We start from the raw sequence: 18,445 nt of genomic DNA, 5'->3' as shown, positions 1-18,445 counted from the left end.
AAAGCTTCATAGGAATATGAGGCTTTTTTTATTTTAAATGGTTTAGTTCTGTGCCTGTTTCAACTTCGTATGGTGTTTTGTTATATTCAAAAACACGAGCTGTTAAACTTCCTTTTAATACGATGGAATCGCCATTTACTTGCAGCCAACTACCTTCGCGCAAACCAATAACTGGAGGTGTATTGTAATGGTGAAATTCGTTAATTCTGGTTTCTCGGGTTTCGCCCATGTGAGTGCTATTGCTATCGGGGTCCAAATAATGCGGATTTATATTGAAGGGAACAAATGCCAAGGCATTAAAACTTTGCGGATACACAATGGGCATATCGTTAGTGGTTTTTATGGTAAGGCCACAAATGTTGCTACCGGCACTGGTACCAAAATAGGATGTGCCATTTTTTATAGCGGTTTGTAGGGGTTTAATAATGTTGGTTTTATAAAGTTGATAGGTTAAAACAAAGGTGTTGCCACCTCCAACAAAAATCCCTTGCGCATTTTTTATGGCTTCTGCTGGGTTTTCAAATTCATGAATTCCTTTTACTATTTTGTTAATTTTCGCGAAGGCTTCGGCAGCTTTTTTTGTGTAATCATTGTATGAAATGCCACTTGGTCTTGCATAGGGAATGAATAGGATGCTATCTGTATTTTTAAAAAAAATGGCTAATTCATCTAAAATATATTCTAAATAACCACTTCCGTGGATGGTTGAGGTGCTGGCAATAATTAAATTTTTCATGGCGACTTATTTAATAGGTAAAACTAATTAATTATAAGTTCAAATAAAATATTCTATGAATTTTCAATTAAAATTGCTGTTAAAGTGTTATTTTTAAGATATGAGACAGGTATATGTCCATTAAATAAAAATTAACACATGAAAAGAATACTACTACTGGTTTTTTGTTTACTAAGTTTTACGGGTTTTTCCCAAGATTTCAAACGTTTTGAGGTTAACGGCAAAATTATAGTCGAAAGTAATGATGTTTATGGTATAACTATTTTCAATGTGTCTTCCAATAAAGGAACTATAACAGATGAAAATGGTGAGTTTGTTATAGCTGTAAGGTTAAACGATGTTATTGAAGTGAGTGCTTTACAGTTCCAAAACCTGAAATTTGATGTGAATGAAGCTATTGTAGCTTCCAAACAAATGAAGATTTTTTTAATAGAAGAAATTAATAGGTTAGATGAAATTATAATATTGCCAAGTAAACTGTCTGGAAACTTGGATGCCGATTTGATAGCGACCAAGCAATTTACTCCGAAATTAGATGCTTTGTATTTTGGAATTAAACATCAAGATGAATTTGAATTTGAAAAAGATTATAAAACAAAAACAGAAAATATAGCCATAGCAAGACAACATGTTACAATGATAAATGGGCTTAACGTTGTAAATGTAGTCGATCAATTATTGTTGCCATTATTTAGGTCTAAAGCTTCAGACAAAAAAGAAAAAGGCATTCCAGAAGTACCTGTGCAAGCCATTAAATATTATTTTGGCTCGGAATTTCTAGTGGATAATTTTGATATTCCTGAACACCGCGTAGAAGAATTTATTAATTTTGTTCAAGCTGAAGATTTTGATTATTCATTTCTTAACTACGGAAATGAGATGCAATTTTTGGAGTTTCTTCATAACAAAAGTGTCGAATTTTTAAAAAAGAAACCATAATCCATTCTACTTATTGTTTTTTAACAAAAGTTTAAACTCATTTTTAATTTTATTTAAGAATTGATAATCGTTCTTTATAGCGCCAAACCAAAAATATGTCAATTTTTAAAGGAAGTATTGTAGTTGCCTTTATTTGCTTTTGCCAATCGATGCTTTCTCAAACAGTAGAAATTTCAGGAAAAGTAGATAGTAAAGCAGATATAGAGAATATTCATGTTATTAATAAAACCGCTCAAGTTTTTACTATTACAAATAGTAATGGAGAATTTAAAATTAAGGTAAGTTTACATGATTCGCTAAGTTTTTCATCTGTACAGCATCAGCCAAAAACGGTTGTTGTAGATAAAAATATGATATTATTTAAAGCTGTTAGAATTACTTTGAATGAAAAAATAAACGAGTTGGATGAGGTTGTAGTAGGGAAGGTGCTTACGGGAAATTTGCTTTCGGATATTAGAAATATTAAAGGTGATGCCCCCATTAATTTTTACGATGTTGGTATATCAGGTTATACAGGAAAACCCGCAACACAAAGTGAACGCCGCCTAAGTGAAGCATCAAGTTTTAGTCCTCAAACTGGAGGTTCGTTAGGTGGTGTTGGAGGCTCTGTGTCTCCAATTGCCATTATAAATGCTATTTCAGGGCGCACAAAAATGCTAAGAGCTAGAGTGAGATTGGAAGAATCAGAGACACTCATGCAAAGTATTAAAGGCCGTTTGGCAAAAGACTTTTTTGCTTCAAACCCTATGGAAGAAGACTTGAGAATGGATTTCTTTTATTTCTGTGCCGACGATGAAAACTTTATAAAGTACTGTGAAAATCAAACCGATTTTAAAATATTAACTTTTTTAAGAATGAAGTACAAGCAATATTTAGAAAATATTGAAACAGAAAAAAAATAATTTAGTTTTTTTGCTTTTTCGGCTTCATTTAAACTTCAACTAAAGAACCGTTAGTTTTTTAACGAAATGATGCTGAAAATTAAATATTTATTAATGTTTGTATGTATAGCTCTCTATCAATCGGTGAACTCTCAGTCATTCGAAATATTAGGAAAAGTAGAAACCAATACAGATTTAGAAAACATACATGTAATAAATAAAACAGCCCAAATATTTACTATCACAAACAGAAATGGGGAATTTAAAATTGTAGCAAAGTTGAACGATACAATTATGTTTTCATCTCTACAAAACAAACCTAAAACAGTTGTTATCACTAAAAACATATTATTGTTTAAGGCATTAAGAGTTACTTTAGAAGAACAAATTAATGAATTAGATGAAGTGACTATTGGTAAAATATTGACTGGAAATTTGCTTTCAGATATACAGAACGTTGAAGGCGATGTGCCCATTAATTTTTATGATGTTGGTATTCCGGGTTACACAGGAAAGCCCGCAACGCAAAATGAAAGACGTTTTAATGAAGCAATAACAGGACCTGGTGGTCAAAAACTGAAATGGTATTCGCCTTTAACAGGTAGCATACCTTTAAATCCAATAATGAATGCTATTTCAGGTAGAACAAAAGAATTAAAAAATCAAATTAAATTAGAGGAAAAAGAAGAATTAATGCAAAGTATAAAAGGGCGTTTGGCAAAAGACTTTTTTGCTTCAAACCCCATGGAAGAAGACTTAAAAATGGATTTCTTTTATTTCTGTGCCGACGATGAAAACTTTATAAAGTATTGTGAAAATCAAAGCGATTTTAAAATATTAATCTTCTTAAGGCAAAAACACAAACAGTATATGGAGAATTTGAACCCCAATAAACCTTAACTTTTTTGGAATACTTTTTGAACCAACGATTCAAAAATAATTACTTTAGCAAAAATAACTACTTATATGATTTACTTAAAACGTTTATTGATACTCTTGGTATTGCCTCTTTTTGCATTTACAGCTATCCATAAATATTATATAAGTGTTACTCAAATAGACTATGTGCCAAATAAGCAATCGGTACAGATAATTACTAGAATTTTTACTGATGATTTTGAAAAATTACTAAGAGAACGTTATGATGAAACCATAACCTTGGCAGGTAAAAATGAACCAAGTACAATCAATTTATATATAGAACGTTATTTAAGTGAAAAAATAAAGATAAAGATTAATAATAAAGAAATGAATGTCTCTTTTATAGGTAAAGAGTATGATGCAGATTTGGTTAAATGTTATTTGGAAATTGAAGGTGTAAAAAAAATTGAATCCTTCGAAATTAGTAACGAAGTCCTATTCGATTTGTTTAGCGACCAACAAAACATCATAAAAACTAAAATAAATTCACAACAAAAAAGTGTTATTCTTATCCCTCAGAATAGTAGCGCCTTGTTAAAATTCAACTAAAAAAAGTTAATTGTTTTATTATTCTTTGTGTTTTAATGTTTTTAGTAAAAATAAAATAATTATTATTGCAAAAAGCTGTTGTTTTTTTAATATTTAAAAATTTATAATGATAAAATTCAAGTATTATTTTTTGTCAATATTTTTTATATCGACATCGTTATTTTCTCAAAATCAAGAAAAACAAGAACGTAAACCAGGACATACAAATACCAATAAATTTAGGCAGTTGTATGATGAGTTTTCAACACCAAACATGTACAGAGCCGCTTCAGGAGCGCCTGGTTCAGCCTATTATCAGCAGCAAGCAGATTATAAAATGGATATTGTTTTAGATGATAAAAACACAAAATTATCTGGTTTTGAAACGATTACCTATTCCAATAATTCACCTGACGATTTAAAATATTTATGGGTGCAATTAGATCAAAACAGACGTGCCAAAGATTCTAAAAGTCCTTTAATAGAAGTTTCAAATCTGACTCAAGTTCAAAGACCAGATGAATTTGTAAAAGAGTATTTAACCGATCCGTTTGATGGTGGTTTTAATATTGAAGAAGTAAAAGATGCTAGTGGTAATGCGCTTAAGTATATGATTAATAGTACCATGATGCGTGTTGAATTACCAAAAATATTGAAAGCAGGAGAAAAAGTGGTGTTTTCAATTAAATGGTGGTACAATGTTAATGACCATGTTACTGATAGAGCACGTTCTGGATACGAATTTTTTGAAAAAGATGGCAACAGGGCTTATGTAATTGCACAATTTTTTCCAAGAATGGCGGTGTATAATGATGTAGAAGGCTGGCAAAACTCACAATTTTGGGGGCGCGATGAGTTTGCGTTGCCGTTTGGTAATTACGAAGTGAATATTACAGTACCTGCAGACCATATTTTGGATGGAACCGGAGAGTTAATGAATAAGAAAGATGTATTTTCTAAAACCATGATGAACCGTTATGAACAAGCACAAAAATCATACAATAAGCCCATTTTAATTGTAACACAAGCTGAAGCTGAAGCTGCCGAAAAGAGCCTCTCAGATAAAACCAAAACATGGAAACTAAAAGCAGAAAACGTGCGCGATTTTGCGTTTGCAACCTCAAGAAAATTTATTTGGGACATGATGGCTGTTAAAATTGGAGGTAAAGATATCATGGCGGTTTCTATGTATCCAAAAGAAGGAAATCCGCTTTGGGAAGATTGGTCTACTAGAGTTGTCGCCAGTACATTGGAATCGTATTCAAAAATGACTTTCGATTATCCTTACCATAAAGCTATTTCCGTACACGCAAAAAATCAAGGGATGGAATATCCCATGATTTGTTGGAATTATGGTCGCCCAGATGAAACTGGTAAATACAGCGATCGTGTAAAATATGGTATGATGGGTGTTATTATTCACGAAGTAGGGCATAACTTTTTCCCTATGATTGTAAATAGCGATGAACGCCAATGGACATGGATGGACGAAGGTTTAAACACTTTTGTGCAATATGTAGCGGAACAAGATTTCGGAAAAAAGTATCCAAATGCACTTTCACCAGAAGATAAAACATTTCCTTCCGATCGGGGTCCTGCACGCATGATAGTGCCATATATGGGAGGCGACCAAGATTTTATTGCACCTATTATGAGTAAAGGTCTTAATGTGTATCAATTTGGGAACAATGCCTATGGCAAACCAGCCACTGCATTAAATATTCTAAGAGAAACTGTAATGGGGCATGAATTGTTCGACTATGCATTTAAAGAATATTCGCATCGCTGGATGTTTAAACACCCAACACCAGAAGATTTTTTTAGAACCATGGAAGATGCCTCGGCAATAGATTTAGATTGGTTTTGGAGAGGTTGGTTCTATACTACCGATTGGGTGGATATAGGTATTAAAGAAGTCAAAAAATACTATGTATCATCAGAACCTAATAACTACATAAAAGATTATTTGGCAAAGAATAATAGAACTGTAAGGGACTTGGTGCCCTTAGTATATATGGTTGAAGAAGGCAGTGACGAATTTAAAGCAGAACTTAAAAAAGGAACCCTTTTAGATAACTCCAAACCGCTAAAAGAATATTTAATGGATAGTTTTACCGAAACCGAACGTAAAAATATCAAAACACCAAAATATTTTTACAATATCACTTTTAACAAACCAGGTGGTCTTGTAATGCCTATTATAGTGAAGTATATTTATGCCGACGGAACTTCAAAAATGGAAACTTACCCGGCGGAAATATGGCGCTTAAATGACAATGAAGTAACCAAGGCCATCGCTTCAGAGAAAGAAATAACTGGTATTGAAATAGATCCTGATCTTGAAACTGCCGATATTGATATTTCTAATAATTCTTGGCCAAAAACTGAAGTTTCATCTGATTTTGATAAGTTTAAAGAAAAAGTTAAAGGATAAATGATCTTGAAAAAGCCAACTCATTTTAAGTTGGCTTTTTTATTTTTTTTAACGCAACAATTTTAAAAGTAATCAAACAACTTACTATATTTGTATTGTGATACTACAAACTACATTTTTATTCATCAGTGGTGCCGAGATAGCCTTTATACTATTTATCGTGGTCATGGTTTTTGGTGCCGATAAAGTGCCTGAAATTGCTCGTAATTTAGGCAAAGGCATGCGCACGCTTAAAGATGCTACCAATGATATTAAGCACGAAATAACTAAAAGTGCCGATAAAAATGGTATTGATACTAGCATTGTCTCCGATGTTAAAAAACAATTAGACAGCGTAAAAGACGATTTAGGAGATTTCACAGGGTCTGTAAGACGAAAACTTTAATAGATATTTCTGCATTTTTAGTTGGTAGTTTAACCGATTTTTTTACATCTTCATCTTGATTATCGAAAAATAAAAGACTTACAACGTTTTTATTTATTTACATCTTTTCTTTGTTTTAAGTTTGATCTCCCTCCCAAACCTAAATCATTTAAAAGATGAAAAATAACCTACTAGCCGGTTTTTTCTTTATTTTTATTTTTGCTTCATCATATGGACTAAGCGAAAGAAAGTTAATAACTTATATTGACAGTATAAATTCGCTGGCATCAAATCATTTTAAAAATAATGATATTACAAAATCATTTAATTACCTTCTTGAAAATGTAAAGTTATCAGATTCTATTCACGATGACTATGGTAATGCGCAGGCCAATTCGTTGTTAGGTAACATATATAGCCATATGGGGCTTTCTAAGGAAGCGGAAAAGTGCTATTTAATAATGCTGAAAAAAGCAATTAAAATAAGTGACAACTATTTAATAGCCAGTGCGTACTTAAGTTTAGGAGATATTTATAGAGACAAAAAAACGTTCGATCAATTATTATTATACTACAATAACGCCCTAACGTATGCTTTAAATAGTAATGTTACAGATGAGTATAATGTAGACAAAAAACAGAATATTTTGTTTGACGTACGGTTAAAGCTTAGTCAGATTTATATAAATCATAATCAAGCAGATGAAGCGTACATGAATTTGCTGGAAGCTGAAAAAAACTTATTAAACAACTCCTATTCTAAGGCTTGTTTAAGTTATACCTATGGCTTGTATTACAGTAAATATCAATCGTTTAATTTAGCTAACAAAAAATTCACACAAGCTTTAAATCACTTAGATAAGAAAAGCAACGATACCAAAATCCATTTACTGTTTAGTGAAATATATAAAGAATTATCAATTTCTCTTTCCAACTTGGATAAAAATGATGAAGCTTATCAAGCTTTGTTAAAGCATAATAGTTATAAAGAAAAACTTATTAAAGATGAAAAAGCAAAGACGGAAAAAAATGCTAAATCTAAATTTTTTATAGCTGAATATAAAAATATAGCACAAACTGCTAATCAGGAAAGGATTCTTCAACAAAAAGTTTCAAATAAAATTAAAATTGTTAGTATAATTATAAGTGTGGCTACCATTATATTGCTTGTTTTGGTTTTTATATTAGTAAAGAATTACCGGTCTAAACAACGTTTGAGTTTGATTTTAAAAGAGCGCAACGATTTGTTGGAAATCGCAAAAAATCAGGCAGAGAAATCATCGAAATTAAAAACTGATTTCGTCTCAAACGTAACGCATGAGTTAAGAACACCACTTTACGGCGTTGTGGGTTTAACATCCCTTATGCTTGAGAATAATAACCTAGGTGAAAAGGATTTAAAGATGTTAGAGTCTTTAAAATATTCTGGAGATTATTTGTTAAATCTCGTTAATGATATTTTACAAATGGGTAAAATTGAATCACAAAGTGTCGATTTAAAAAATATTTCGGTAAATTTAAAAGAAATGGTAAATGGAATCATTGGTTCTTTTGAATACCGTTTGAAAGAAAGCAATAATGAGGCTCATATACTAATAGATAATGGTATTCCTGAAGTATTATTATTTGATAGTGTTAGGTTATCTCAAATTCTAATGAACCTTGTTGGAAATAGTATAAAATTTACAAACAATGGAAAAATTTGGTTACGTGTTATTCTAAACGATATTAATGATAACAATGTAACTGTACGTTTTGAAGTTGAAGATACTGGTACAGGAATTCCTGATAACCAACAAGAAAGTATATTCGATAATTTCTCTCAAGTTGTTGAAAATCAAAACATGAATTATCAAGGAACAGGTTTAGGACTTTCAATAGTTAAAAGCTTACTGGGGTTATTCAACAGTAAAATTGAGCTAAGAAGTCAAATAGGTAAAGGCTCTACATTTAGCTTTAATGTGACTTTAGATATTGACAAAGACACAGAAGTTAAGCCAGTAACAAAGAAAGTAGGAAAGATTGTTCCTTTAAATACTGGTTACAAAATACTTGTAGTAGAGGATAATAAAATTAATCAAATTGTAACTAAAAGTTTGTTGAAAAAAGCAAATTTTGAATGTGATGTTGTAGAAAATGGTCTTGAATGTATTGAAGCTGTTAGTAAAAATTCTTACGATTTAATATTAATGGACATAAATATGCCTGTAATGGATGGTAATGAAGCGACCAAACAAATTCGAAAAACTAATGTAGAAATTCCAATTATAGCATTAACGGCAGCTGATATAGATGAGGTGAAAAAGAATTTACATGTAATTGGTTATGACGGAATTATTACAAAACCATTTGATAATTTTGAATTTTTTCAGGTTATTAATGCCCACATTCAAGGAAATAAAACCAAGTTTAAACCAAGCGGAAATCTTGTTAGGGTTTCTTAATTAAACAATGTGTTTTCTGCTAATAGTCAATCCGTCTCTAATAGGTAGCAAAACGGTTTCAATTCTCGGGTCCTCTTTTAAAAGCTTGTTATAATCTAAAACCGCTTTGGTAGATGCATCCTTCGGGTCTAAAGGCTCGACGACTTTACCATGCCAAAGCACATTATCCGATAAAATAATACCACCAGGGTTTAGTTTATCTATAATTAAATGAAAGTAATTAACGTAGTTAGGCTTATCGGCATCAATAAAAATTAAATCAAAGGTTTTGTTAAGCTTCGGAATAATTTCTAAAGCATCACCCAAATGCTGAAAAATTTGATGTCCGTATTCCGATTTATCAAAATATTTTCTTTGAAACTCTTCCAATTCTTCATTAATATCAATGGTGTGTATTTCACCATCCTTATGTAAACCTTCTGCTAAACACAAAGTAGCATAACCAGTAAAGGTTCCAAGTTCCAAAATCGTTTTAGGATGCTTTAATTTAGAAATCATACTCAACACACGGCCTTGGTAAGGGCCACTAAGCATAATAGGTTGCAGTATTTTTTGGTAGGTTTCACGTGTTAATTGCTGTAGTAATTCTGGTTCTGCTTCAGAATGTGCTACTACATAATCGTCTAATTCTTCGGGTAAAAAGTGCATTAAGATAAAATTCTATTAATTAATTTTAGCTTCGCTGTTTCATCATCACCACAAAGCCATTGTATCACGTTGTCTTGCCAAATGGCATCACGTTCTACTTCGGTAATAAGGTTTTGTTCCATCGCCAAATCTAGTATTTTTCCGGGATATGACGATTGTTTGGTGCTTTCCATTTCCCCTAAAGGATATGGGTCGTCCAATCCCATCAATACTTGTTTGGAACCGTGATTTTTAATTAATAATTGTAAACCTCCAGTATCGTGTACCAAGGTATCAAAGAAAATGTTTTTATGCCCAACTGCTTTTCTGGGGTGGTGTTTGCCTTCAAATAAATCGGGTCTGCCATCAAACCCTTGTATGCGTCGGCCTAAATTAATCTGCGCCAACTGTCCACCATGAGCAAAACAAGTTCGCATGTTAGGGTACTTTTCTTGATAGCCATTCAAGGTTAAAAAATGATAGGCATCTGCACATTGCGCCAACATCCAAATTAAGTGAAAGCGCCACGATGTGTTTTCTAATTTTATAAATTTTTCGCCATCGTATGGGTGAATTTCAACGGCCAAATTGTATTTGTTTGCCAATTCAAAAATAGGCTCGTTTTCTTCATCAAAAATACAGCGCCACGTTCCAATGGTGTCCATGTAATGTGTTGGTAAACAAAGTAATTGCATGCCATGGGTTTCAACACAGCGCTCCATTTCCCAACAAGCTCCTTTTACAAAACCCGGATGAACCACAAAACCACAGGTAAATTTACTTGGGTTTTCGTGTTGTATACGGGCATTAAAATCATTTTGAAAACGTAATGCCTGCTTCATTTCTTCCACACGCAAGCCATTACCATAAAGTTGCGATAGGTTTAAAACTACAGCATGATCAATATGATAACGCGCCATCCATTCCAGTTTTTCATCTAAAAAAAAACTAGAGTCGGTTACAGGTCTGCTCCAATCTTTTTGAAGCATAAATTTTCGGTCCTTATCAACCCAAAAGATGCCTTTTTCTTGCATAAAATCGGGTATTTCCTCAGGATAAGGAAGCAAGTGGGAATGCCCATTAATACGAAGTTTACGTGTCATAAAGCAGCTTTAAACTTTTTTTGGTGGCTCCATAACGTATGTGCATTTTGTACACGTACGTTTTTCTTCATCACCGTAAAATTTATCAAAAATTTTAGGCATATCCGTTTCAATATTTTCCAATTTAAACTTCTTTCTATATAGTAAATGGTTGCATTTTTCGCAATACCATTCCAGTGCATCTTTCATTTTTTTAGAACGTGGGTATTCAATAACCAAACCAACCGTGTTTGCAACACGTTGAGGAGAATGCGGAACTTTTGCGGGTAATAAATAAATGTCACCTTCTTTTATGTGGATATCTTTAGGCGTATTGCCATCCATAATTTTTAGTGTCATATCGCCTTCAATTTGATAGAAAAATTCTGGAGTTTCATTATAATGATAATCTTTTCTGTTATTAGGGCCACCAACCACCATCACAATAATTTCGGCATCTTCCCAAACCACCTTGTTACCAACGGGTGGCTTTAATAAATGACGATTTTCTTCAATCCAAGCTTTAAAATTTAAAGGCGAAACTAATTTACTCATATAAAAAGCCCCTCTTAATCTCCCCAAAGGGGAGAAACTCAAACGGGGGATTGTGAGTTTTTGTTAAACAGAATTCAAAATAAGTCTAAATTTACTAATATAAAATGAAAATGAACCAATTAAACTTACGGTTCAGTTCCCTCTCCTTTGGAGAGGGTTAGGGAGGGGCTTTACAAACTTTTTGTGCGTCCACCATCAACAGGAAGGTTAATTCCGTTAATATAACCCGCACAATCACTAGCTAAAAATAGTATAGCGTTGGCAGTTTCTTCGGGTTGCGCAAAACGTTTCGCAGGACTGTAGTTTTTCATTATTTCAGTCATCTCTTCAACAGATGTGTTTTCCGCGGAAGCTTTAATTTTAATAATTTCAGTTAAGCGTTCGGTATCTGTAAAACCGGGTAAAACGTTGTTTACGGTAATGCCAAAAGCTCCAACTTCTACAGAGAGTGTTTTACTCCAATTGCCAACCGCACCTCGAATGGTGTTGCTTACACCAAGCCCTGGGATAGGTTCTTTTACCGATGTGGAAATGATATTGATAATTCTGCCAAAACCAGTTTCTTTCATAAAAGGTATAGTCGCTTGTGCTAATATATGGTTACATTTTACATGCATGGTAAAGGCATTTTCAAATTCATCTAAACTAGCGTTTACAATATCGCCACTTCTGGGACCGCCTGTGTTATTTATAAGAATATGAAAACCGTGGTTTTCATCAATAAATTTGATTATTTTTTCTCGTAAATCTCGTGGATTTGTAAAATCGGCAACAATATAACCGTGGTTTTCGCTATTTGTTAATTCAGCTATAACTTGTTTCAGTTTATCTCGGTTTCTGGCAACTAATGTTACGTTTACACCTTCATTAGCTAATGCTATGGCGGTTGCTTTTCCAATGCCTTGTGTACTTCCACACACTAAAGCATTTTTGTTTTTTAAGTTAAGGTTCATACTATATTAATTAATCTTTTATCCATCCTCTATTAAATGTATTTACTCGAATTCTATCCTCTTTTAAAGTAGTAGAATATACAATTCCAGGAATTAGTAAGAGTCCTGCAGCTCCTAAACTTGCATATATGCCACCGTATTTAAGAATGAGAATAGGGAGGTAGTATATTAAAATTGGAGTGCCAATTAAAAATAATAATCCTGCCATCAAAACTGCAAGCTTCGATTCTTTTGCAAATAGGTCATTTACCTTAAAACTATTTTTAATACTACAATTATCGCAAACTAAATTTTTTGTTTTTCCTTCATACATTGCATATTCAACTCTGGTCTTATAATTAGAGCTGAAGCTTGTTTCATGTTTACATTTTGGGCATTTAGCAAAAAGCTTCATAGTTTTATTTCAACATAGAAAGATTATCCTCTTTAAGAATCACTTCTGTTTCATTTTTCACTTTTTCTAAAATTAGTTTTAATTCGTCTTTTTTCATATCTGAAGAAATTGAAATAGTACCATCTGATAGCATATGCAAAATAGCTCTGTCTTGTGCACGTCCGCGTAGCATAGCTTCTCTGTAGCCAATGTGTTCATTAAAAGTTACTAGTGAATATTTAGAGGAATATGCCTCAGGAAAATGTTTTTCTAACTCCATTTCCAAAGTGCGTTTTTCTCTGAAAATAGTTTGATTTACATGCCCTTTCATTTCATAAAAATTATCGATTGCCAAATCTGCAATCGCATCCGTATCTTTTTTTCTAGAAGCTTCATAGGTTTTAAAGACAGTTTCCCAATCGCCATCGAAAGTATCTAAAACTTTGTCAAATTCTACCACATCTTCAAAAGCAGCATTCATACCTTGGCCATAAAACGGCACAATGGCATGGGCGGCATCACCCATTAAAAGGGTGTTTCCTTTGTAATGCCAAGGCGAACATTTTACAGTGCCCAATGATGATGTCGGGTTTTTAAAAAAATCATCTACCAAATTTGGCATTAATTCTAATGCGTCTTTAAAGTAGGTGGTAAAGAACTCTATAACACGTTCTTTTTTAGTTAGGTTATTGAAATTATAGGTGCCTTCATCATAGCTTAAAAATAATGTTACGGTGAAACTGCCATCTAAATTTGGAAGTGCAATTAGCATAAAAGCATCGCGACCCCAAATGTGCAAAGCGTTTTTATAGGCTTTATAATCGCCTGTTTCAGTAGGTAAAATACTTAATTCTTTATAACCATGGTTTAGATACTGTTGTGAAAAATTAAACAAGAATTTTTTGCCCATGTAGTAACTTTGCCTCATTACAGAACCCGCACCATCTGTAGCGATAATAACATTGGCTTCTTTAATAATTTCACTTTTACTTTCAAAATCTTGAAACAGTGCCATTGTTTTTTCAAAATCGACCAATTTGCATTTTCTATTGAAAAAGATGTTGACGTTTTCGTGTTTTTCAGCTTCATCCAATAATAAAGCATTGAGCTTTCCTCGCGAAATGGAGTTGATGTACTCGTGCTCCCTACCGCTGTAAGGCGAAAAAATGGTGTTGCCATCTATATCGTGAAGCATTCTGCCATTCATGGGGATACACAATGCTTTAACTTTATCTTCAATTCCAACCATTTTCATGGCTTTGTTACCACGATTTGAGAATGCCAAATTTATAGAACGCCCGGAGTCTAAATTTTCTTTTCGTAAATCGGGTCTTTGTTCGTAAACCGATACTTTATATCCGCGTTGCGCTAAACGTAAGGCTAAGAGTGAACCGCAAGGTCCAGCGCCTATTATGAGTATGTTTTGTTGTTTAATCATTTTAAAATAGTTTTCAATTGTTCCACTAAGTAATAAACGTCTTGAAATGAATTATATAGAGGGGTAGGTGCACAGCGTATAACATTGGGTTCGCGCCAATCTGAAATTACGCCAGCTTCTGTTAATTTATTATGTAATGATTTATCAGCATTTTTTACTTGTATGGAAAGTTGGCAACCACGCTCATCGGGATTACTAGGTGTTATAATTTTGAAGGTTTCGCTTCCTAATTGTTTTAGCAGAAATTCGAAATAACCTGTTAAACGTTTTGATTTTTTAATAAGTTTATCCATACCAACTTCATTAAAAATTTCTAGCGATGCTTTAATAGCAGCCATTGCTAATATAGGAGGATTGCTTAATTGCCAACCTTCTGCACCTGGGAGTTGGTCGAATTCATCACGCATTTTAAAACGTGTTTCTTTGTTATGGCTCCACCAACCGGCAAACCGGTTTAGGTTTTTGTTATAAGCATGACGCTCGTGTACAAAGCAACCAGCAATACTTCCTGGGCCCGAGTTGAGGTATTTGTATGTACACCATGCAGCAAAATCGGCTCCAGAATCGTGTAAATTGAGTGCGACGTTTCCTGCGCCATGAGCACAATCAAAACCTACCATACAACCATATTTGTGTCCAAGTTCAGTAATGCGTTTTAAGTCGAAAAACTGCCCTGTGTAATAATTTACAGCACCAATTAGTATTAAGGCAATGTCTTCACCTTGTTTTTCTAAAATTGATTCTAAGTCTTCATAATTAAGTAATTCTTCATTTTCACGAGCTTTCCAAAGAACCAATCCATCTTCAGCATTAAAGCTATGGTGTTGCAATTGCGATTCAACTGCATATTTATCAGAAGGAAACGCATCGGCTTCAATTAAAATTTTATATCGTTTTTTAGTTGGTTGATAAAAAGACACCATCATAAAATGAAGGTTGGCCGTTAAGGTGTTCATAACAACCACTTCAATAGGTTTTGCACCTACTAGTTTTGCCATTTGTTCTCCTAAAACTTCATGATAATTTAACCATGGGTTTTTAGCGTGAAAATGCCCTTCTACACCTAAAGTTGCCCAGTCTTCAAGTTCTTGGTTTACATAGGCTTTTGTTTGTTTGGGCTGCAAACCGAGTGAGTTACCCGTCATGTAAATACATTCACTCCCATTGTTGTGTTTTGGGATGTGAAATTGATTTCTGTATAAATATAACTCGTCTTTCTGGTCTTGTTCTAAAGCAAAAGCGAGACTTGATTTATAATTTGACAATGTGAATTCTTTTTTCAGTTTTTGATAAAAATAATAATTCTAAAGTTAAAAATTAATATTGATAAATAACTTAATAAAACTATAAGTTTATGCAGAAAAAAAAGAGCTCCAATTTATAAATTGAAGCTCTTTAAATATATATAGACGCTTAATGCGGAATATTTTACTGTATATTATAAATACGTTTTGTAAATAAATTTAGATTTTTAATTAGTGATTTTTTTTAATTAACTCAGGAAACTTAGCTTTAAAACGATTCAACCGTGGAATGGATACGTTTTGAATATAACTGTTGTTAGGATGAAGACGTTCGTAGTTTTGATGATAATCTTCTGCAATCCAAAATTTTTGAAACGGATATACTTCAGCAGCTATGTTTGTATTTAGTTTTTTTGCAAGTGCTTCTTTCTTTTTAAGAATGATTTGTTTTTGTTCTTGATTTTGATAGAAAATGATAGAACGGTATTGAGAACCTCTGTCGTTCCCTTGTCCGTTTACCTGTGTAGGATCTTGCGAGCCAAAATACACATCAACCAAAGTTTCAAAACTAACAACATTAGGGTCGTAAATAACTTCAACAGCTTCGGCGTGTCCTGTTCTACCTGTATTGCTAGCTTCATACGTTGGGTTTTTAGTGTGCCCACCAGAATATCCACTAATTACTTCATCTACACCGTTTATGCTTTCATAAATGGCTTCTACGCACCAAAAGCAACCGCTAGCAAAATAAGCTTTCGCTTTTCCGTTTTTTAAAGGAACTTCAATGGGTTTTGCATTAATTACGGCTTCTTGATTTTTGTTAGTTTGTGCATTATTTTGGCAACTAAATAATAGGATTGCAAATAAGGTAAAAACGATATTTTTCATAGTGCAAGTTTTTCTTTTTTCTATTAGACGAATTAAAGCTTAAGACCTTAAAATAAAATAAAAAAAGTTTTAAAATAAAAAAAGCCTTCACGTTTGTGAAGGCTTTAAATTATATGATTAGAAATTTCTTAGCTTAATTTAGCAAATAATTTTTCCATTTTTTCTTTTTGTTCTTCAGCTAATTGCGCATCTACTAAAATACGACCACTATGCTCATCTGTAATTACTTTTTTGCGAGCTGCAATTTCAACTTGAATTTGCGGTGGAATAGTAAAGAAAGATCCTCCAGATGCACCTCTTTCAATTGGCACAACAGCTAAACCGTTTTTTACGTTTTTGCGAATTCTGTTATATGCAGAAACCAAACGCTCTTCAATTTGCTCTTGGTAATCTTTGGATTTTTGAATTAAAGCAAGCTCTTCTTTTTCAGTTTCAGCTAAAATAGCATCCAATTCACCTTTTTTGTGCTTTAAATGATTTTCACGCTCTTTTAAACGATCTTTAGTTTCAGAAATAACAACTTTTTTCTGTTCTATTTGAGCTTTGAATTCTTTAATATGTTTTTCGGCTAATTCAATTTCTAATTCTTGAAATTCAACTTCCTTAGTTAACGAATTAAATTCTCTGTTATTTCTAACATTTTTTTGCTGCTCGCTATATTTTTTAATTAAAGATTTAGATTCTTCAATTTGATTCTTTTTAGAAACGATATCATTGTCTACTACTTCCAAACTTGAAACTAATTTTTCTAATCTGATGTTTAGTCCAGCAACTTCATCTTCTAAATCGCGTACTTCTAATGGAAGTTCTCCACGAACATTTCTTATTTCGTCTATACGAGAATCTATAAGTTGTAAATCGTATAACGCTCTTAAACGTTCTTCAACAGTTAATTCTTTAGTTTTAGCCATACTTTAAAAATACTTAACAGGATTTGTATTTGTGTTTGATAAAATGATTGCAAAATTAGTGATTTTTTTTGTAAGATATGCTACTAAAAGATTTTTTGTGTATTGCTCACTTTCATAATGTCCAACATCGGCTAAAAGAATACTGTTTTCTGCCGTAAAAAAGTCGTGATATTTTAAATCGGCAGTTATAAAAGCATCAGCACCAGCACTTTTAGCAGCTTCAATGGCGAAACTTCCTGAACCACCTAAAACGGCAATTTTTTTAATTTTTTTGTTTATTAATGAAGAATGCCTGATGCATTTGGTATTCATTTTGGTTTTTATGTAGTTTAAAAAATCCAATTCGCTCATAGATTCTTCTAGTTCACCAACCATACCCATACCAATTTGTTGGTTTTTATTTTCTAAAGTGGTTATTTCATATGCTACTTCTTCATACGAATGTGATTCGAATAAGGTTTGAATAATTTGAGATTCTAAATGCTTAGGAAATGTGATGCTTATTTTTGTTTCGGCTTCTGTGTGTATCGCGCCTTTTTTGCCTTTGGTAGGGTTGCTTGTTTCGTTTCCGTTATAAGTTCCATAGCCTTCAACATTAAAACTACAATTGGAATAATTGCCAATGGTACCTGCGCCAGAACCAAATAAAGCCGTTCTGAGTTGTTCTGCTTCGTCTTTAGGCACGTACGTAGTTAGTTTTTTTATAGTTTCGCTTTGTGGTATAAGAATATGTTTGTTTTTTAATTCTAAGGTATTGCAAATCATGTCATTTACACCTTGCATGGCATTATCTAATGCGGTGTGCATGCTATAAATGGCAATATCATGTTTTATGGCTTTCATCACCACACGTTCTACATAGTTTTTGCCAGTCAATTTTTTTAAACCTTTAAATATAATAGGGTGGAAGCTTACAATTAAGTTGCATTTTTCCTTAATAGCTTCATCTACAACCGCTTCTAATGTGTCTAAAGTGACTAGAATACCTGTTATTTTTGCTTGTTTGTTTCCAACTAAAAGCCCAACATTATCAAAATCTTCAGCGTAAGCTAGAGGTGCTAATTCTTCTAAATGGTTAATAACGTCTTGAACTATCATGAATAAATTTGTTTGTATCAAAGATAAAA

At 32.8% G+C, this 18,445-nt stretch carries 18 protein-coding genes; 7 read left to right on the top strand and 11 right to left on the bottom strand.

All coding sequences use genetic code 11. The features are described from left to right. Positions 1-28: 28 nt before the first annotated feature. A complete protein-coding gene (gene pepE / locus EV196_RS09005; protein ID WP_132217404.1) occupies positions 29-736 on the bottom strand; it encodes a dipeptidase PepE in 708 nt (235 codons plus the stop codon). Between the two features lie 138 nt (positions 737-874). On the opposite strand from pepE, the gene EV196_RS09000 reads away from it, so the two are divergent. The 7 genes from EV196_RS09000 (at position 875) to EV196_RS08970 (ending at position 9,247) form a co-directional block, all read left to right on the top strand. Then, a complete protein-coding gene (locus tag EV196_RS09000) occupies positions 875-1,675 on the top strand; it encodes a peptidase associated/transthyretin-like domain-containing protein (RefSeq protein WP_132217403.1) in 801 nt (266 codons plus the stop codon). 95 nt (positions 1,676-1,770) lie between these two features. Continuing rightward, positions 1,771-2,577 (top strand): carboxypeptidase-like regulatory domain-containing protein, encoded by an 807-nt coding sequence (locus EV196_RS08995; RefSeq protein WP_132217402.1) that lies wholly within the window; start codon positions 1,771-1,773, stop codon positions 2,575-2,577. A 93-nt stretch (positions 2,578-2,670) separates the two neighbouring features. Beyond that, positions 2,671-3,456, top strand: coding sequence for a carboxypeptidase-like regulatory domain-containing protein (locus EV196_RS08990; RefSeq protein ID WP_243652214.1), 786 nt, complete (start codon positions 2,671-2,673; stop codon positions 3,454-3,456). A 66-nt stretch (positions 3,457-3,522) separates the two neighbouring features. Continuing rightward, a complete protein-coding gene (locus EV196_RS08985; protein WP_132217401.1) occupies positions 3,523-4,026 on the top strand; it encodes a DUF6702 family protein in 504 nt (167 codons plus the stop codon). A gap of 106 nt (positions 4,027-4,132) precedes the next feature. After that, positions 4,133-6,439 (top strand): M1 family metallopeptidase, encoded by a 2,307-nt coding sequence (locus EV196_RS08980; RefSeq protein ID WP_132217400.1) that lies wholly within the window; start codon positions 4,133-4,135, stop codon positions 6,437-6,439. A 97-nt stretch (positions 6,440-6,536) separates the two neighbouring features. Then, positions 6,537-6,824, top strand: coding sequence for a Sec-independent protein translocase subunit TatA/TatB (locus EV196_RS08975; RefSeq protein ID WP_132217399.1), 288 nt, complete (start codon positions 6,537-6,539; stop codon positions 6,822-6,824). A gap of 155 nt (positions 6,825-6,979) precedes the next feature. Continuing rightward, positions 6,980-9,247: a response regulator gene (locus EV196_RS08970; protein ID WP_132217398.1), complete on the top strand. Its 2,268-nt coding sequence runs from the start codon at positions 6,980-6,982 to the stop codon at positions 9,245-9,247. Here the strand turns inward: EV196_RS08970 and EV196_RS08965 are convergent, their stop codons facing one another. From EV196_RS08965 to EV196_RS08920, 10 genes are all read right to left on the bottom strand, one after another. Then, the gene (locus EV196_RS08965) at positions 9,248-9,895 is read right to left on the bottom strand and encodes an O-methyltransferase (RefSeq protein ID WP_132217397.1); all 648 of its coding nucleotides are present in this window, start codon (positions 9,893-9,895) and stop codon (positions 9,248-9,250) included. After that, the gene (locus EV196_RS08960) at positions 9,895-10,977 is read right to left on the bottom strand and encodes an amidohydrolase family protein (protein ID WP_132217396.1); all 1,083 of its coding nucleotides are present in this window, start codon (positions 10,975-10,977) and stop codon (positions 9,895-9,897) included. The genes EV196_RS08965 and EV196_RS08960 overlap by 1 nt, the downstream gene beginning before the upstream one ends. A gap of 9 nt (positions 10,978-10,986) precedes the next feature. Then, positions 10,987-11,511 carry a 3-hydroxyanthranilate 3,4-dioxygenase gene (locus EV196_RS08955; RefSeq protein WP_132217395.1) on the bottom strand — a complete coding sequence of 175 codons (525 nt, stop codon included), beginning with the start codon at positions 11,509-11,511 and terminating at the stop codon, positions 10,987-10,989. A 170-nt stretch (positions 11,512-11,681) separates the two neighbouring features. Next, the gene (locus EV196_RS08950; protein ID WP_132217394.1) at positions 11,682-12,464 is read right to left on the bottom strand and encodes an SDR family oxidoreductase; all 783 of its coding nucleotides are present in this window, start codon (positions 12,462-12,464) and stop codon (positions 11,682-11,684) included. Between the two features lie 10 nt (positions 12,465-12,474). Continuing rightward, positions 12,475-12,858 (bottom strand): hypothetical protein, encoded by a 384-nt coding sequence (locus EV196_RS08945; protein ID WP_132217393.1) that lies wholly within the window; start codon positions 12,856-12,858, stop codon positions 12,475-12,477. A gap of 4 nt (positions 12,859-12,862) precedes the next feature. Beyond that, complete coding sequence (locus tag EV196_RS08940; protein WP_132217392.1) at positions 12,863-14,275, bottom strand: FAD-dependent oxidoreductase; 1,413 nt, start codon at positions 14,273-14,275, stop codon at positions 12,863-12,865. Further along, positions 14,272-15,540 carry a kynureninase gene (gene kynU, locus EV196_RS08935; RefSeq protein WP_132217391.1) on the bottom strand — a complete coding sequence of 423 codons (1,269 nt, stop codon included), beginning with the start codon at positions 15,538-15,540 and terminating at the stop codon, positions 14,272-14,274. Before kynU ends, EV196_RS08940 begins: the two co-directional genes overlap by 4 nt. Positions 15,541-15,750: 210 nt before the next feature. Continuing rightward, positions 15,751-16,407 carry a peptide-methionine (S)-S-oxide reductase MsrA gene (gene msrA, locus EV196_RS08930; RefSeq protein ID WP_132217390.1) on the bottom strand — a complete coding sequence of 219 codons (657 nt, stop codon included), beginning with the start codon at positions 16,405-16,407 and terminating at the stop codon, positions 15,751-15,753. 128 nt (positions 16,408-16,535) lie between these two features. After that, the gene (locus EV196_RS08925) at positions 16,536-17,318 is read right to left on the bottom strand and encodes a zinc ribbon domain-containing protein (protein WP_132217389.1); all 783 of its coding nucleotides are present in this window, start codon (positions 17,316-17,318) and stop codon (positions 16,536-16,538) included. 3 nt (positions 17,319-17,321) lie between these two features. After that, positions 17,322-18,416 (bottom strand): Nif3-like dinuclear metal center hexameric protein, encoded by a 1,095-nt coding sequence (locus tag EV196_RS08920; RefSeq protein ID WP_132217388.1) that lies wholly within the window; start codon positions 18,414-18,416, stop codon positions 17,322-17,324. Between the last annotated feature and the right edge of the window lie 29 nt (positions 18,417-18,445).

Origin of the sequence: Mariniflexile fucanivorans (genome assembly GCF_004341235.1) — a bacterium.
Taxonomy (GTDB): Bacteria; Bacteroidota; Bacteroidia; order Flavobacteriales; family Flavobacteriaceae; genus Mariniflexile; species Mariniflexile fucanivorans.
This window is presented reverse-complemented; position numbering and strand designations above follow the sequence as displayed.

Bases quoted from the DNA above. Each gene is read 5' to 3' on its own strand.
- EV196_RS08945 (WP_132217393.1), bottom strand. From the start codon at position 12,858: ATGAAGCTTTTTGCTAAATGCCCAAAATGTAAACATGAAACAAGCTTC.
- EV196_RS08960 (WP_132217396.1), bottom strand. From the start codon at position 10,977: ATGACACGTAAACTTCGTATTAATGGGCATTCCCACTTGCTTCCTTAT.
- EV196_RS08990 (WP_243652214.1), top strand. From the start codon at position 2,671: ATGTTTGTATGTATAGCTCTCTATCAATCGGTGAACTCTCAGTCATTC.
- EV196_RS08985 (WP_132217401.1), top strand. From the start codon at position 3,523: ATGATTTACTTAAAACGTTTATTGATACTCTTGGTATTGCCTCTTTTT.
- msrA (WP_132217390.1), bottom strand. From the start codon at position 16,407: ATGAAAAATATCGTTTTTACCTTATTTGCAATCCTATTATTTAGTTGC.
- EV196_RS08920 (WP_132217388.1), bottom strand. From the start codon at position 18,416: ATGATAGTTCAAGACGTTATTAACCATTTAGAAGAATTAGCACCTCTA.
- EV196_RS09000 (WP_132217403.1), top strand. From the start codon at position 875: ATGAAAAGAATACTACTACTGGTTTTTTGTTTACTAAGTTTTACGGGT.
- EV196_RS08950 (WP_132217394.1), bottom strand. From the start codon at position 12,464: ATGAACCTTAACTTAAAAAACAAAAATGCTTTAGTGTGTGGAAGTACA.
- pepE (WP_132217404.1), bottom strand. From the start codon at position 736: ATGAAAAATTTAATTATTGCCAGCACCTCAACCATCCACGGAAGTGGT.
- EV196_RS08980 (WP_132217400.1), top strand. From the start codon at position 4,133: ATGATAAAATTCAAGTATTATTTTTTGTCAATATTTTTTATATCGACA.
- EV196_RS08965 (WP_132217397.1), bottom strand. From the start codon at position 9,895: ATGCACTTTTTACCCGAAGAATTAGACGATTATGTAGTAGCACATTCT.
- EV196_RS08940 (WP_132217392.1), bottom strand. From the start codon at position 14,275: ATGATTAAACAACAAAACATACTCATAATAGGCGCTGGACCTTGCGGT.
- EV196_RS08995 (WP_132217402.1), top strand. From the start codon at position 1,771: ATGTCAATTTTTAAAGGAAGTATTGTAGTTGCCTTTATTTGCTTTTGC.
- EV196_RS08970 (WP_132217398.1), top strand. From the start codon at position 6,980: ATGAAAAATAACCTACTAGCCGGTTTTTTCTTTATTTTTATTTTTGCT.
- EV196_RS08955 (WP_132217395.1), bottom strand. From the start codon at position 11,511: ATGAGTAAATTAGTTTCGCCTTTAAATTTTAAAGCTTGGATTGAAGAA.
- EV196_RS08925 (WP_132217389.1), bottom strand. From the start codon at position 17,318: ATGGCTAAAACTAAAGAATTAACTGTTGAAGAACGTTTAAGAGCGTTA.